Annotated in this window: 16 protein-coding genes; 8 read left to right on the top strand and 8 right to left on the bottom strand. The window is 68.3% G+C overall.

The genetic code is table 11. From position 1 onward, the window contains the following. The first annotated feature begins 60 nt into the window (after positions 1-60). Entirely contained in the window at positions 61-2,130 is a 2,070-nt protein-coding gene (locus ACILRB_RS04645; RefSeq protein WP_395665133.1) for a M3 family metallopeptidase, read from the top strand. Between the two features lie 29 nt (positions 2,131-2,159). Here the strand turns inward: ACILRB_RS04645 and glyS are convergent, their stop codons facing one another. Then, complete coding sequence (gene glyS / locus ACILRB_RS04640) at positions 2,160-4,301, bottom strand: glycine--tRNA ligase subunit beta (RefSeq protein WP_395665132.1); 2,142 nt, start codon at positions 4,299-4,301, stop codon at positions 2,160-2,162. 283 nt (positions 4,302-4,584) lie between these two features. Here glyS and ACILRB_RS04635 point away from each other — a divergent pair, with 283 nt between their 5' ends. After that, positions 4,585-4,872 (top strand): hypothetical protein, encoded by a 288-nt coding sequence (locus tag ACILRB_RS04635; protein ID WP_395665131.1) that lies wholly within the window; start codon positions 4,585-4,587, stop codon positions 4,870-4,872. A 3-nt stretch (positions 4,873-4,875) separates the two neighbouring features. Here the strand turns inward: ACILRB_RS04635 and ACILRB_RS04630 are convergent, their stop codons facing one another. Next, positions 4,876-5,817, bottom strand: a complete 942-nt coding sequence (locus tag ACILRB_RS04630; RefSeq protein WP_395665130.1) for a glycine--tRNA ligase subunit alpha — start codon at positions 5,815-5,817, stop codon at positions 4,876-4,878. A gap of 165 nt (positions 5,818-5,982) precedes the next feature. Between ACILRB_RS04630 and ACILRB_RS04625 the strand changes: the two genes are divergently transcribed. Beyond that, entirely contained in the window at positions 5,983-6,330 is a 348-nt protein-coding gene (locus ACILRB_RS04625) for a hypothetical protein (protein ID WP_395665129.1), read from the top strand. 114 nt (positions 6,331-6,444) lie between these two features. Here ACILRB_RS04625 and ACILRB_RS04620 read toward each other — a convergent pair whose 3' ends face one another. Next, positions 6,445-7,221 carry a tRNA1(Val) (adenine(37)-N6)-methyltransferase gene (locus tag ACILRB_RS04620; protein WP_395665128.1) on the bottom strand — a complete coding sequence of 259 codons (777 nt, stop codon included), beginning with the start codon at positions 7,219-7,221 and terminating at the stop codon, positions 6,445-6,447. After that, positions 7,211-7,435 carry a DUF2007 domain-containing protein gene (locus ACILRB_RS04615; protein ID WP_395665127.1) on the bottom strand — a complete coding sequence of 75 codons (225 nt, stop codon included), beginning with the start codon at positions 7,433-7,435 and terminating at the stop codon, positions 7,211-7,213. The genes ACILRB_RS04620 and ACILRB_RS04615 overlap by 11 nt, the downstream gene beginning before the upstream one ends. Before the next feature lie 178 nt (positions 7,436-7,613). Here ACILRB_RS04615 and ACILRB_RS04610 point away from each other — a divergent pair, with 178 nt between their 5' ends. Then, on the top strand, positions 7,614-8,627 hold the full coding sequence (locus ACILRB_RS04610; protein ID WP_395665126.1) for a polyprenyl synthetase family protein: 1,014 nt from the start codon (positions 7,614-7,616) through the stop codon (positions 8,625-8,627). Positions 8,628-8,758: 131 nt separating this feature from the next. On the opposite strand, the gene ACILRB_RS04605 is transcribed toward ACILRB_RS04610, so the two are convergent. Further along, positions 8,759-9,250, bottom strand: a complete 492-nt coding sequence (locus ACILRB_RS04605; protein WP_395665125.1) for a DUF1178 family protein — start codon at positions 9,248-9,250, stop codon at positions 8,759-8,761. Further along, positions 9,250-9,510, bottom strand: a complete 261-nt coding sequence (gene grxC, locus ACILRB_RS04600) for a glutaredoxin 3 (RefSeq protein ID WP_395665124.1) — start codon at positions 9,508-9,510, stop codon at positions 9,250-9,252. The genes ACILRB_RS04605 and grxC overlap by 1 nt, the downstream gene beginning before the upstream one ends. A gap of 132 nt (positions 9,511-9,642) precedes the next feature. Here grxC and irrA point away from each other — a divergent pair, with 132 nt between their 5' ends. Then, positions 9,643-10,122, top strand: a complete 480-nt coding sequence (irrA, locus tag ACILRB_RS04595) for an iron response transcriptional regulator IrrA (protein ID WP_395665123.1) — start codon at positions 9,643-9,645, stop codon at positions 10,120-10,122. A gap of 51 nt (positions 10,123-10,173) precedes the next feature. After that, positions 10,174-11,214 (top strand): ferrochelatase, encoded by a 1,041-nt coding sequence (gene hemH, locus ACILRB_RS04590; protein ID WP_395665122.1) that lies wholly within the window; start codon positions 10,174-10,176, stop codon positions 11,212-11,214. Between the two features lie 17 nt (positions 11,215-11,231). Here the strand turns inward: hemH and galE are convergent, their stop codons facing one another. Next, the gene (galE, locus tag ACILRB_RS04585) at positions 11,232-12,224 is read right to left on the bottom strand and encodes a UDP-glucose 4-epimerase GalE (protein WP_395665121.1); all 993 of its coding nucleotides are present in this window, start codon (positions 12,222-12,224) and stop codon (positions 11,232-11,234) included. Between the two features lie 348 nt (positions 12,225-12,572). Here galE and galU point away from each other — a divergent pair, with 348 nt between their 5' ends. After that, positions 12,573-13,460 carry a UTP--glucose-1-phosphate uridylyltransferase GalU gene (galU, locus tag ACILRB_RS04580; protein ID WP_395665120.1) on the top strand — a complete coding sequence of 296 codons (888 nt, stop codon included), beginning with the start codon at positions 12,573-12,575 and terminating at the stop codon, positions 13,458-13,460. Between the two features lie 32 nt (positions 13,461-13,492). Here the strand turns inward: galU and ACILRB_RS04575 are convergent, their stop codons facing one another. Beyond that, positions 13,493-13,942 carry a phospholipase D-like domain-containing protein gene (locus tag ACILRB_RS04575; protein WP_395665119.1) on the bottom strand — a complete coding sequence of 150 codons (450 nt, stop codon included), beginning with the start codon at positions 13,940-13,942 and terminating at the stop codon, positions 13,493-13,495. Between the two features lie 296 nt (positions 13,943-14,238). Between ACILRB_RS04575 and ACILRB_RS04570 the strand changes: the two genes are divergently transcribed. Next, positions 14,239-14,769 carry a hypothetical protein gene (locus ACILRB_RS04570; protein ID WP_395665118.1) on the top strand — a complete coding sequence of 177 codons (531 nt, stop codon included), beginning with the start codon at positions 14,239-14,241 and terminating at the stop codon, positions 14,767-14,769. The last annotated feature ends 42 nt before the right edge of the window (positions 14,770-14,811 follow it).

Below are 14,811 nucleotides of genomic sequence, written 5' to 3'. Positions count from 1 at the left end.
CGGCCGCACGCCTGCGCTATCTTTCAGTCACAGACGCGCAGACAGATTTTTGAGGGTTCAATGACCAAGGCCGACGTTCACGGCAACCCCCTGCTCGAACCCTGGAGCGGCCCCTACCATGTCCCGCCGTTCGAGCGCATCGTTTCGGCCGATTTCCGCCCGGCCTTCGAGGCGGCGCTGGCCGAGGCGCGGGCCGACGTCGACGCCATCGCCGACGACCCGGCCGCGCCGACTTTCGAGAACGTCGTCGGCGCGCTCGAGCGCAGCGGCAAGAGTCTCGACAAGGCGGCGAGCGTGTTCTTCAACCTCGTCGGCACGGACGCCGACGACGAGCTTGAGGCGGCCGAACGCGATCTCGCCCCCGTGCTGTCGCGCCATCGCAGCGCGACCCTGCTCAATGACCGGCTTTTTTCGCGCATCGAAGCCCTTTACGGCCAGCGCGAGACGCTCGGCCTCAAGCCCGAGGAAAAGCGCCTGCTCGAGCGCACGCATATCAATTTCACCCGCGCCGGCGCGGGGCTCGCGCCCGGGAAAAAGGCGCGGCTCGCCGAAATCTCGGAACGGCTCGCGAGCCTTGGGGCGCGGTTCGGCCAGAACGTGCTCGCCGACGAAAAAAGCTGGCTGATGCTGCTCGACGGGGCCGATCTCGTCGGACTGCCGGACTTTCTGGTTTCGAGCGCGGCGCGGACGGCCGCCGAGCGCGGCCACGCCGGGCGCTATGGAATCACCCTGTCGCGCTCCAGCATCGAGCCGTTCCTGCAGTTTTCGGCGCGGCGCGACCTGCGCGAGAAGGCCTGGCGCGCCTGGGCCGCGCGCGGCGAGAACGGCGGCGAGACCGACAATCGCGCGATCGCCGCCGAAATGGTGAAGCTGCGCGCCGAGCGCGCGAAGCTCCTGGGCTATGAGAGCTTCGCCCATTTCCGCCTCGCCGACACGATGGCGAAGACGCCCGCCGCCGCGCTGGACCTTCTCGACTCCGTCTGGCCGCCGGCGCGCGCGCGCGCGGCGCAGGAGGAGGCCGCGCTTCAGGCGCTGGCCGCGGCCGAGGGCGGCAATTTCCCGATCGCGCCCTGGGACTGGCGCTATTACGCCGAGAAGAAGCGCAAGTCCGAGTTCGACCTCGAAGAGGGCGAGCTCAAGCCCTACCTCCAGCTCGACCGGATGATCGAGGCGGCCTTCTATGTGGCGGGGCGCCTGTTCGGCCTTTCCTTCTCCGAGCGTTTCGACATCCCGCTCTATAATCCGGGCGCGCGCGTGTTCGAGGTCTCGCGGGACGGCGCGCCGGTCGCGCTGTTCATCGGCGACTATCTCGCCCGGCCGGAAAAGCGCAGCGGCGCCTGGATGAGCGATTTCCGCACCCAGCACAGGCTCGACGGCGGCCAGCTTCCGGTCATCGTCAACGTCATGAATTTCTCGGCCGGCGGCGAGGGCGAGCCGACCCTGCTCAGCTTCGACGACGCGCGCACGCTGTTCCACGAGTTCGGCCACGGCCTGCATGGCATGCTGTCCGACGTGACCTTCCCGACGCTCGCCGGCGCCAATGTCGCGCGTGACTTCGTGGAGTTCCCCTCGCAGCTCTATGAGCACTGGCTGGAGCAGCCCGACGTGCTGCGCCGCTACGCGCGCCATTACGCGACCGGCGAGCCGATGCCCGAAGCCCTGATCGACAAGCTGCTCGCGGCGCGCAAATTCAACCAGGGCTTCGCGACGGTCGAATACGCCGCCTCGGCCCTCGTCGACCTCGCGCTGCACATGAACCCCGACCCTGAAAATCTCGACGTCGCGGCGGCCGAGAAGGCCGAGCTCGCGCGCATCGGCATGCCCGACGCCATCGGCATGCGTCACCGCACCCCGCATTTCCAGCATATCTTCTCGGGCGAATCCTATTCGGCCGGCTATTACAGCTATCTGTGGTCGGAGATTCTCGACGCCGACGGGTTCGAGGCGTTCCGCGAGGCGGGCGATCCGTTCGATCCCGCGACCGCCGCGCGGCTTCTGCGCCATGTCTATGCGGCCGGCGACAGCGTCGAGCCCGAGGCCGCCTACGCCGCCTTCAGGGGCTCTTCGCCTTCGCCGCTGGCGCTGCTGCGCAAGCGCGGCCTCGACGCGCCGCCGTCAGGCGACGACTGAGGCGCGCCGCGTGGCGTCGCGGGCTGTTCTCAGCCCGCGATGCGCGCGAAATCGGCGACCGCGTTGACCGCGCGGCGCAGATGGGCGAGCAGGCGCAGGCGGTTCAGACGAAGCTCGGGCTCCGGCGCATTGACCGTGACTTTCTCAAAAAACGCGTCGACCGGCGCGCGCAGCGGAGCCAGCGCCTTCATCGCGCCCTCATAATCCTCGGCGGCGAGCGGGGCGGCCCAGCCGGGCTCTTTCCCTTCGGGCGCGAGCGCCTGCGCCAGGGCGATCTCTTCGGGCTCGCGCAGCAGCGCGCGCGCGAACGGCGCTTCATAGGCCGCGGCTTCGGCCGCGCCCGCCTTTTTCTCCTCGGCGCGCAGGATGTTGGCGGCGCGGCGAGAGCCGGCGAGCAGATTGGCGCCGTCCTCGGTTTCGAGGAACCGCCCGAGCGCGCCGACCCGCGCCACGATCAGCGTCAGATCGTCCTCGCCCGGCAGGGCGAACACCGCGTCGATAAGGTCGAAGCGCCCGCCGCGCTCGCGCAGATAGACCTTCAGCCGGTCCTCCACAAAGGCCATCAGCTCCGTGGCGAGCGCGGCGTCGTCCGCCGCCGCGGCCCTGAGCGCGCCACCTTCGCGATGGCCGGCGAGCGCCGCCGCAAAGACCGCGCCGAGCCGCAGGCGCAGCCCCGCGCCCAGAATGACCGCGATCGCGCCGAGCGCGGCCCGGCGCAGCGCGTAAGGGTCCTTGCTGCCGGTCGGCTTCTCGTCGATGGCCCAGAAGCCCGCCAGAATGTCGAGCTTGTCGGCGAGCGCCACGGCGACGGCGACGGGCGCCGCCGGAACGCGGTCCGACGGCCCCTGCGGCCGGTAATGATCGCCGATGGCGTCGGCGACCTCGGCGTCCTCGCCCTGCGCCAGCGCGTAATAGCGACCCATCAGCCCCTGCAGCTCCGGGAACTCGCCGACCATTTCGGACGGCAGATCGGCCTTGGCGAGCAGCGCGGCGCGGGCGGCGAGCGCCTCGTCCGCCCCGACCTGCGGCGCGAGCAGGCGCGCGAGCCGCACGAGGCGCGCGACGCGCTGGCGCTGCGTCCCGAGCTTTTCATGGAACACGACGTGTTCGAGCCGGGCGAGCCGGTCCTCGAGCCTGACGCCGAGATCGGTCTCCCAGAAGAATTTGGCGTCGGACAGGCGCGCGCGCACCACCCGCGCATTGCCGGCGGCGATCGCCGCGCCGCCGTCCGCCGCGTCGATGTTGGCGACGAGCGCAAATTTATTGGCGAGCCGGCCGGTCTCGGCGCCGTTCATGACGAAGCATTTCTGATTCGCCCGGATCGTCGCCCGTATGACCTCCGGCGGAATGTCGAGAAAGGCTTCGTCGAAGTCGCCGAGCAGCGTGACCGGCCATTCGACGAGGCCGGCGACTTCTTCGAGCAGCCCCTGATCCTCGATCAGCTCCAGCCCGTTGGCGAGCGCGAGATCACGCAGATCGTGCAGGATGATGTCGCGCCGGCGGGCCGCGTCGAGCACCACCTTCGCCTTTTCGAGCGCCGGCGCGTAATCGTCGAAGCGGCGCACGCGGATCGGCCCCGGCGCCATGAACCTGTGGCCGTAGGTCACCTGCCCGGACGCGATCCCGCCCAGGCTGAAGGGCACCACCTGCGGGTCTTCGGTTTCGGGGCCGAAGGTCGCGACGATGGAATGCAGCGGGCGCACCCAGCGCGGCGCGCCCTCCTGCGCCGAGGCCGCGCCCCAGCGCATCGACTTCGGCCAGGGGAAGCGCTGCGCGACGGCGGGCAGGACCTCGGACAGGACCTCGATCGTGTCCCGGCCCTTGCGCTCGACGATCGCGACGTAGAACTCGCCCTTCTTCCTGGGGTCGACTTCGATCTTGGCCTCGTCGATCGAGGCGAGGCCGGCGCTTTTCAAAAAGCCCTGCACGGCGGCCTCGGGCGCGCCGACGCGCGGGCCTTTCTTTTCTTCGCGCAGATCGGGCTGGCGGGCCGGCAGGCCGGCGACATGGAGCGCAAGGCGGCGCGGCGTCGAGAAGGCGGCGGCGCCTTCGGATCTGAGCCCTTTCCCGGCGAGCTCCTCAAGGACGAGGCGCTTCAGGTCCTCCGCCGCCTGGGCCTGCATGCGGGCGGGGATTTCTTCGGAGAAAAGCTCAAGCAGAAGATCGGGCATGATCGCTCCCGCCGCCCGCCGCAGAGCCTGCGCGGGCGATCCCCGACGCGGGCGCGGTCCGTGCGGAACGTGCGCTAGGTTACAGTCTTGCGGCCCGCCGCGTCGCACATACGGACGGCGGCCGAAACCTTCGGGCGAGTCCCGTCAGGAGAATCTCGCCGGAAAGGCCCGGGCCGGGTTGAGTTAAAGCCCGCGCCAGGCTTCGCCAAGCGGAAATTCCGCGCATAGGCGGGGAACTTGAGCTGCGCCTCGCGCGTTTGGCAGTCAACGAAGGGCATTTCAGATGAAGCTTTCGATCCCCGCCGCCGCCGCGCTCCTCGCTTCGACTCTCTGCGCCTCCGCCGCTCCGCTCGCCACGCCCGCGCGGCTCGTCTCCGGCGATCTCGTCGTCCCCGTCGCGCTCTATCAGACGCGCTCCGGCGAGACCCTGACGCCTGACGCCTATCGCCATTCGGGCGTCCTTGAGGAAGAGCGGCTCGTGACCGGCCGCAGCGTCGCGGTCAGCCGCAGCCCGCATGACGGCTTCTTCACCGACGACCATCGCCGCTGCGAAGACAGCCGCGGCTGCTGACCTTCAACGACCTCCGCCGCCCTCGGTCCTGAGCCAGGCCGCGCCGCAGGCCTTCGCCAGCTCGCGCACGCGCAAAATATAGCTCTGCCGTTCCGTGACCGAGATCACGCCGCGCGCGTCGAGCAGATTGAAGATGTGCGAGGCCTTCAGGCACTGGTCATAGGCCGGCAGCACGATCAGCGCCCGCCCGTCCGGCCCCTCGCCCTGTTCGAGCAGCGCCCGGCATTCGGCCTCGGCGTCGCGGAAATGGCGGAACAGGACCTCGACGTCCGCCGCCTCAAAGTTGAAGCGCGAATATTCCTGCTCGGCCTGATGAAACACGTCGCCGTAGGTGATCTTCTCCACGCCCTCGCGGCCGTTGAAATTGAGATCGTAGACGCTCTCCACGCCCTGCACATACATGGCGAGGCGTTCGAGCCCATAGGTCAGTTCGCCCGAGACCGGCGCGCATTCGACGCCCGCCACCTGCTGGAAATAGGTGAACTGCGACACCTCCATGCCGTCGCACCAGCATTCCCAGCCAAGCCCCCAGGCGCCGAGCGTCGGGCTTTCCCAGTCGTCCTCCACAAAACGGATGTCGTGCAGCGAAAGGTCGACGCCGATCGCCGCGAGCGAGCGCAGATAGAGCGCCTGCAGGTCGGGCGGCGAGGGCTTCAGGATCGCCTGAAACTGGTAATAATGCTGGAGCCTGTTCGGATTCTCGCCATAGCGCCCGTCTTTCGGCCGGCGCGAGGGCTGCACATAGGCGGCCCGCCACGGTTTCGGCCCCAGCGCGCGCAGCGTCGTCGCCGGGTGGAAGGTGCCGGCCCCGACCTCCATGTCATAGGGTTGCAGGATGACGCAGCCCTGTTCCGCCCAGAACTGCTGCAGCGTCAGGATCAGGCCCTGAAAGGACCTCGTCGGGTCGAGCCGCGCGGGCTCGAATGTCTGGAAAGGGCTGGTCATCGCTTCGTCGCCGGGGTCGTCGCCGCAGGCATAGGGGCGCCCATGGGGAGGGTCAAGCGCGGCGCGCGCAAAGACGGCCGCGCCTCCCATCTGGGTTCTTGCGCGCCCGCCCCGGACGGCGCAGTCTTGCCGGGCTTTTCGCTTCGGCTCGCTCCGGAGGAGAACATGACGTCTCGTTCAGGCCCGTTCGCGGCGACGCTCGCCGTCCTTATCGCTCTTTCGGAACTGTTTGGAGGGCTCGCCCCCGCCGCCGCCGCTCCGGCGTCGGGGTTTGCGGCCTCCGCCGCGGCGATCCGCGCCGCCGCGACCCCAGCGCGCTCCGAAGGAGCCGAAAAGGCCTATTATGCCTATCGTCGGCGCTATTATCGTCCAAGATACGCCTACCCGCGCCGCTATTACAGGCCGCGGTATTATTATCCGCGCCGCTATTATCGGCCGAGATATTATCATCCGAGGCGCTATTATGCGCCGCGGGCTTACTATCACCCCTATTATTATCGCCGCTACTGGTGACGCCGGGGCGACGTCAGCGCGCGTTCGGACTTCATCGAGTCGCAAACGCGCTCCAACATTTTGGTCTTGCGCATTTTCTTAACGTAAAAATCTGCAACTTTCACTGAAAATGCCCTATCGCGCGTCGCCCCAGGCGAGCGCGTCCTCGCCGGCAAGCAGCGCCTGCGCCTCGCGCGTAAAACCCCCTTCGTCATCATGCAGGACGAGGCCCGGGGCGATCGCGAGCGGGGTTCGGGCGCCCTTGCGCGCGCGCAGCAGGACGCGAATCGCCGCGGCGCCGGCGCGCGGATAAACCGGCTTCAGCACGGCCGCGCCGGCGCGGCCTTCGAGCGCGGCCAGAAAGCCGCCGAGCCGCTCGGGCCGGTCGATCAGCATGACGTCGCCGCCCGGCCGCGCCAGGGCGAGGCAGGCGACGGTCCAGCGCGCCGCGCCGCCGTCCGGCGCCATATGGGCCCGGCGCCGGTCCGCGTCGGGCGAGGCCCGCGCCCGCGCCGGATCGAGAAAGGGCGGATTGGACAGGACGAGGTCGGCCGCCTCGTCTTTCAGGCCCGCGGCCCGTCGCGCGCGGGGCGCAAGCGCGTCCGCCTCATGGGCCTGCACGCGCGCGCCAAGCCCGTTGAGCGCGATGTTTTCGCGCGCCAGCGCGGCGGAGGCGGGGTCGCATTCAATGAGGCCGACGCGCGCGCCGGGCCGCGTGGCGGCGAGCGCGAGGCCGACCGCGCCCGAGCCCGCGCCGACGTCGAGCGCCAGTCCTGAAAACGCCGCAGGGGCGGCGGCGGCGAGCAGAGCCGCGTCGAGGCCGGCGCGGTGGCCGCGGCGAAACTGCCGCAACAGCACCCTGCGCCCGAAGAATCCGTCGAGCGTCTCGCCCGGCGCCGCCTCATCCGTCATTGAGCCAGTCGCCGAGCCCCGCGTCGATCAGCGTCTCGCGCGCAAGCTCGGCGTCCTCGTCGGGCACGAGCAGGCGGCGCGGCAGAAAGCCGAGCGAGCCTTCGACCGCGCTCATGTGGCGGTCGGCGACGACGAGCCGCACGCCGGCCCCGGCGAGCAGCGCCTCGACGCGCGAGATCAGCACAAGGTCGTTGGCGCGCAACAGCTCGATCATGGCGCAAATCCCGCCGCCGCCGCCGCGGCGCCGCCAAGGCGTCGCACGGCCCATGGGCCGGCGGCAAGGGGTTTTCGGCGCCCCCGTGTCCGCCCCGCCGGCGCGATCTTCGTCGCCGAGTTGAAAAAGCCGGCTCCTCGCCCTAAAAGCCGAAGACTGGCCGCGGAGATCTAGTCCTTTGGGCGTCGTCCTTTCGATCGAAGAAAACGCGCCCGAGCGCGGCATAGAGCCTCTCGTCGCGCTTGTGCGCGCGGACATGGAGCTCGTCAACCAGACCATCCTGAGCCGTTCCTCATCCGACGTCTCGATGATCCCCGAGGTCGCGAACCATCTGATCTCGTCGGGCGGCAAGAGGCTCCGGCCGATGCTGACGCTCGCCGCCTCCGGCCTTTGCGGCTATCGCGGCCAGGGCCACGTCAAGCTCGCGGCCGCCGTCGAATTCATGCATACGGCGACGCTGCTGCATGACGACGTGGTCGACGAAAGCGACATGCGGCGCGGCAAGCTCGCCGCCCGCATGGTGTGGGGCAATGAGGCGAGCGTGCTCGTCGGCGATTTCCTGCTCGGCCAGGCCTTCAAGATGATGGTCGAGGTCGGCTCGCTGCCCTGCCTCGAGGTGCTCTCGACGGCGGCGGCGGTGATCGCCGAGGGCGAGGTCATGCAGCTGTCCGCCGCCAAGGACACCGAGACGAGCGAGGACGACTATCTCGCCGTGATCCGCGCCAAGACCGCCGCGCTGTTTGGCGCCGCGGCCGAGGTCGGCCCGCTGCTCGCCGACCGGCCGAAGGCCGAGATCGCCGCCTGCCGCGGCTTCGGCGTCAATCTCGGCGTCGCCTTCCAGCTCATCGACGACGCGCTCGATTATGGCGGCGCCTCGGCCAAGCTCGGCAAGAACGTCGGCGACGATTTCCGCGAGGGCAAGATCACCCTGCCGATCGTGCTCGCCTTCCGCCGCGGCGGGCCCGAGCAGCGCGAATTCTGGAAGCGCGCGCTGGAGCGCGGCGAGATCCAGGACGGCGACCTTGAGGCCGCCATCGCCATCCTGCGCAAGCACCGCGCGCTCGAGGACACGATCGAGCGCGCGCGCCATTACGGCGCCATGGCGCGCGACGCGCTGGAGCTGTTTCCGACTTCGCCCTGGAAGACGGCGCTGTCGGGCGCGGTCGATTTCTGCGTCGACCGGGCGTTCTGAAACGAATCTTCGGCGCGCTTCAGGCGTCGCGCTGGGCGCCAGCCGAAAACGCCGGCTTGGGATCGTGTTCCAACATCTTGTTTTTGCGCATTTTCTTAACGTAAAAGTCTGCAACTTTTACTGAAAATGCTCTAGTTGAGGTCTTCGGGGCCGCGCGGCAGCGGCGTCAGAAGCACGCCCTCCTCCAGCAGCCGCCGCGCCTCGTCGGCGCTCGCCTGCCCGCGGATGGCCCGGTCGGGCGCCTCGCCATGATGAATGCGCCAGGCCTCCTCGACGAATTTGTCGCCGAGATCGTCGGTGTTTTCGAGAATATGCCGGCGCAGCTCGTCCATCACGGCGCGCAGATTCGCGTCGGCGGCGCTGATGAGCACGGGGCCGCCCTGCGGCGCCGGAGCCGGCGCGGCCGCGCCGTCGCTGTCCTTCGCCTGAGATTCGGCCGCGCGCGTCTCTTCGGCGCTGAGGCGGGCGAGCGCCGGCGCCATGATCGCCTTGGACACGGAGGCCGAGCCGCAGGCCGGACAGCGGATCAGGCCCGCCTGCGCCTGCGCGTCAAACGCCGCGCCGAGCTGAAACCAGCTCTCGAACTCATGGCCCTCGTCGCAGCGCAGCGCGAATTTGATCATCAGTCTTGTTCAGCCAGAAGCTGTTCGATCTTGCCGTCGTAATGGAGGTCGTAGAGATCGTCGCAGCCGCCGACATGATGCGCCCCGAAGAAGATCTGCGGCACGCTGGTGCGGCCGGCGCGCTGCGCGAGCTCGGCGCGCAGCTCCGGCTCGCCGTCGACCGGAATCTCTTTGAAGGGGAGGCCCTTTTTGGCGAGAAGCTCCTTCGCCCTGCGGCAATAGGGACAGGTCGCTGTCGTATAAATGGTGATCTCGGGCATCAAATTTTCCTCTTTTGCGAGCATATAGGAACAAGACGCGCGCCGACAAGCGGCGCGGCCCTGTTCAAGGTTGCGGCGCGTGGCGGCGCGCATTATCCTTCGCGCCAGTCTTTTCAAGGAAGCGCGCCCTTCATGCCCAGACGCAGCGCCAAATCGCGAAAGATCGACGGGCCGGCCAAGGCGCCGCTCGGCGCCCTCGTCGGCTGCCGCTTTCATGAGCTTCGCATGAAATTCGCCGAAGCCGGCCTGCGTCCGACGCGGCAGCGGCTTTCGCTCGGCTGGCTCCTGTTCTCGCGCGGGTCGCGTCATCTGACGGCCGAAATCCTGCAGGACGAAGCGCAGGCCTCGAACGTGCCGGTCTCGCTCGCCACCATCTATAACAATCTGCACCAGTTCACCGGCGCGGGGATCCTGCGCGAGATCGCGGTCGACGGCACGCGCACCTATTTCGACACCAACACGCTGCGGCATCATCATTTTCTGGTCGACGGCGCGCTCGTCGACATCCCCGAAGTGGCGATCGACCTCCTGAACCTGCCGCCGCCGCCTGCGGGCAAGGCCGTCGCGGCGGTCGAAGTCGTCGTCCGCCTGCGCGACGCGCCGGCGGCCTGAGCCGCCGCAAGCCCCCCCCGTCCCCAAAGCCAGAACCGAAAGCGAGGGCCAATGAGCCGCGACGCGCCCGCGTCGTCCGCGCCCGCGGGCCGGATCGGCGTTCTTCTCGTCAATCTCGGCACGCCCGACGCGCTCGGCTACTGGCCGGTGCGGCGTTATCTGCGCGAGTTCCTGTCCGACCGGCGCGTGGTGAACACGTCGCGCCTCGTCTGGTGGCCGGTGCTCAACCTCATTATTTTGTCGACGCGGCCGCAGCGCTCAAGCGAGGCCTATGCGACGATCTGGAACCGCGAGCTCGACGAAAGCCCGCTCAAGACGGTCACGCGGTCGCAGGCCGAAAAGCTCGCGCGGCTCGCGACTGAGGGCGCCTTCGGCGACGAAACGATTCTGGTCGACTGGGCGATGCGCTACGCCAATCCGCCGATTCGCGAAGGGCTCGAACGCCTGCGCGCGGCGGGCTGCGGGCGCGTGCTGATTGTTCCGCTCTATCCGCAATACGCCGGCGCGACGACGGAGAGCGTGGCCGACAAGGTCGCTGAATCGTTAAGGAAAATGCGCTGGCGCCCGGAGCTGCGCAGCGTCCCGCCCTATTACGCCGACCCGGTCTATGTCGAGGCGCTCGCGCAATCGACGCGCGAACATCTCGCCGCGCTCCCTTTCGAGCCCGAAGTCCTGCTGCTCTCTTTCCACGGGATTCCGAAATCCTATGTGGAGGCGGGCGACCCCTATTACGCCCATTGCCTCGAAACCGGGCGGCTGCTGCGCGAGGCGCTCGACCTTTCGGAAGAGCGCTGCCCGATCACCTTCCAGTCGCGCTTCGGGCGGACCGAATGGATCAGGCCCTACACCGACGAGACGGTGAAGGCGCTCGCCGCCAAAGGCGTGAAACGGCTGGCGGTGGCGACGCCCGGCTTCTCGGTCGACTGTCTCGAGACCATTTCCGAGATCGGCATCGAGAACCGCGACTATTTTCTCGAGCACGGCGGCGAGGCCTTCGCGCAGGTCCCCTGCCTCAACGACAGCGCGCTCGGCATGAAGGTGGTGCGGCATATCGTTGCAGGCGCGCTCGACGGCTGGACGCCGGCGCGCTGAAAAAAGACGCGCGGCGCCTATTCCGCCGCCTTGCGGTTGTGCAGCCGCCGCTCCCATGACAGCGCCTGTTCGACGATGGTCGGCAGGTTGTCGTATTTCGGGATCCAGCCGAGCGTCTCGCGCACGCGCTTGGCGCCGGCGACGAGCGAGGCCGGGTCGCCCGCCCGGCGCCCCTTGATCCGCACCGGGAAATCGACGCCCGAAACCGTCTTCACCACCTCGACGACTTCGAGCACCGAGAAGCCGCGGCCATAGCCGCAATTGCAGGTGAGATTTTCGCCGCCCGCGCGCAGATGGTCGAGCGCGCGCAGATGGGCGTCGACGAGATCGCTCACCTGAATGTAGTCGCGCACGCAGGAGCCGTCCGGCGTCGGATAATCCGTGCCGAACACGTCGAGCCCGTCGCGATGGCCGAGCGCCGCCTGCGAGGCGACCTTGATGAGATGGGTCGCGACCGGCGAGGACTGGCCGAGCCGCCCCTGCGGGTCGGCGCCCGCCACGTTGAAATAGCGCAGCACGACAAAGCCCAGCCCATGCGCCTTGGCGACGTCGGCGAGCATCCATTCGACCATCAGCTTGGAGCGCCCATAGGGGTTGATCGGCGCGAGCGCGACCTCCTCGAACACGGGATTGGCGGCGGGTTCGCCATAGACCGCGGCGGTCGAGGAAAAGATGAAATGCTTCACCCCGCCCTTGACCGCCCGCTCCAGCAGGGCGCGCGCCTTGGCCGTATTGTTGAGATAATAGCCGAGCGGGTCGGCGACAGATTCGGGCACGACGATTTTGGCCGCGAAATGGGCGATGGCCTCGATCTTTTCTTCGGCGATCAGCTTGTCGACCAGAGCCTCGTCGCCGAAATCGCCGACCACGAGCTTCGCGCCCGGCGGAACCGCCCAGGCGTAGCCGGTCGAGAGATTGTCGAGCACGACGACCTCCTCGCCCCGGTCGAGAAGCGCCAGAGCCATATGGCCGCCGATATAGCCGGCCCCGCCCGTCACCAACACCGCCATGAAGATCTCCTCGCGCCAAACGCGCCCGACAGGCCAGAACGTTACGCCCCACGCGTCAAGAAAAAGCGTCGCGCGCCGCAGTTGGAATGAATAAAATTCTTCGCTTCAAGGTTGCGTCTCCTCCGTGCAAGGTAGAAGCTCGCCGCCTGCAAAAAAGACCCGAACAAAATGCCGCATAGGCGAATTTCGCCGTAAAGCCTGTCTCGATTGCTTCATATCGAGAAAGCATATGTCGTGCGCATGACGCAAGTCCACGACGCCGACTCTGGTTCGACAGAGAATTATTGGCTATTCTCGCGCCGCCGTTCATCCGGCGCCGCAGCGCGGCGCCTCTTTTAGGAACACTCGATGACGAAGCGGATTCGAAAGGCCGTTTTCCCCGTGGCCGGCCTCGGCACGCGATTCCTTCCCGCCACCAAATCGATTCCGAAGGAGATGCTGACGATCGTCGACCGCCCCGTCCTGCAGCATGTCGTCGAGGAGGCGGCGGAGGCCGGAATCGAGCATTTCATCTTCGTCACAGGCCGCGGCAAGGCCGTCATCGAGGACCATTTCGACATCAATTACGAACTCGACGACACGCTGCAGAAGCGCGGCAAGCTCAAGGAGTTCGAGGCGCTGAAGGCGCAGCTTCCCGCCGCCGGCGCGACAAGCTTCACCCGCCAGCAGGCGCCGCTCGGCCTTGGCCATGCGGTCTGGTGCGCGCGCGAACTCGTCGGCGACGAGCCCTTCGCCGTGCTGCTGCCCGACATGGTGACCATGGCCGGGCCGCAGAGCGCGGGCCGCTGCCTGAAGCAGTGCGTCGAGGCCTATGAGAAACATGGCGGCAACATCATCGCCGTCGAGGAGGTGTCGCCTGAGGAGACGCATCAATATGGCGTCGTCTCGATCGGCAGGGACGAAGGCGCGTCCTTCGAGATCACCGGCATGGTCGAGAAGCCGCCGAAGGGAACCGCGCCCTCGACCAGCATCATCTCGGGCCGCTATCTGCTCGGGCCGGAGATCTTCCCGATTCTCGAAACCATCGAGAAGGGCGCGGGCGGCGAGATCCAGCTCACCGACGGCATGAAGGAGCTGGCGAAGTCTCAAGCCTTCCATGGCGTGCGCTTCGACGGCAGGACCTATGACTGCGGCTCGAAGATCGGCTTCCTTTCGGCCAACGTCGCCTTCGCGCTGGCCAATCCCGACGTCGCCTCCGCCTTCAAGGCCGAACTGAAGAAGTTCGGCCCCTTCTGAGCCGCCGCGCGTCCGCCCCTGTGGCGGGCGCGTCACCCCTGCGGCGCGAAAAAGCTGCGCCGGCGATCCTGCGCGGCCGCCGGCAGGGGCTCGCTTCCGGCGAAGATCGTCTCGAACCTGCGCCGGAACTCGGCCGCGGCTTCGGGGTCGTTGATGATGATCAGGTCGTTGTCCTGTTTCTTGAGGCCCGAGGCCGAGAAATTGGCCGCGCCCGTGCGCAGGATGCGCCCGTCGATCTGGTAGCTCTTCAGATGCATCAGCGCGGCCCCGCGCCGCTTGACGCCGATCGCGATGTCCGGATTGTCGATAAGCTCGAGAAAGGGCTCGCTCGGCGCCTTCTGGCCGATCAGCCCGTTGTCGAGGTAGATCCGGATCTTCACGCCGCGCCCGGCCGCGCGCGAGAGCGCCTTCATCACCGGCCAGTTGGTCAGCACATAGGCCGCCATGTCGATCGAGTCGCGCGCCGAATCGATCAGGTCCACGTCGATCTTTTCCAGATTCTCGGCCGGCGCATAATGCACCGAGATCCCCGACGGCGGATGCAGCCCGACCTGGGGCGGCGCCGCCGCAGCGGCGAACAGGACGCCTCCGACGAACAGAAAACCGGCGAGATGGGACGCGCGGAACAGGGTCTTTTCTCCTCAGGACGCGTTCATGGGCGGAGCGCCCGCGGACGATTCGCCGCCGATCCTTTCTAGCCCGCCCGCCTTAAGCGATTTTACAACCTTCGCTGAAAATCATTGCACAATCCACAACTATAAGACGCAAGGAGACCGACATGGGACGTGGCCTGAAATCCGAACGGCCGGCGCTCGACGCCGAGGAGCTCGCGCTCGTCGAGCCGACGCGCCATCCGGCGCTCGGCGCGATCGACGACGCCGAACTGGCGCGGCTGCGCAAGCTGGTGCGCGACCGGCGCGACCGGGCGCGCGACATCGCCGCGCGCCAGCGCCGCGAGATGCGCGGCAAAACCGCGCCGAAAGGGGCGCGCGCGGCCGCCGACGACACGGGCTCGCGCCGCAAGCGCGACGCGCTCGCCGCCGCGCTCAAGCGCCTCAACGCCGAGGCGGCGCGCCGCGAGGGGAAAGCCGCCCGCGACGCGATGAAGGACGCGGCCGGTCGCGCTCTGGAGCTTCGCCGCAAGCGCGACGCCGAGGCCGCCCGCCGGCCGATGAGCCGCACCGCGCGCGAGGGCATGACGCCGATCGAAAGCGCGAAGACCCTGTCGCGCAATCGCGCCAAGCTCGGGGCGGTGAGCCAGCACGGCAAGAACATGCAGGCCAAACGCGACAACCGCGTTCCGTCCTGAGCCGCCCGGCCCGGGCTGACGCGTCCGCGGCGCGTCAGCCCG

The organism is Methylocella sp. (assembly GCF_044226135.1).
Lineage (GTDB): Bacteria > Pseudomonadota > Alphaproteobacteria > Rhizobiales > Beijerinckiaceae > Methylocapsa.
Note: the sequence above shows the minus strand (reverse complement) of the source record. Positions and strands in the feature narration are given on the sequence as shown.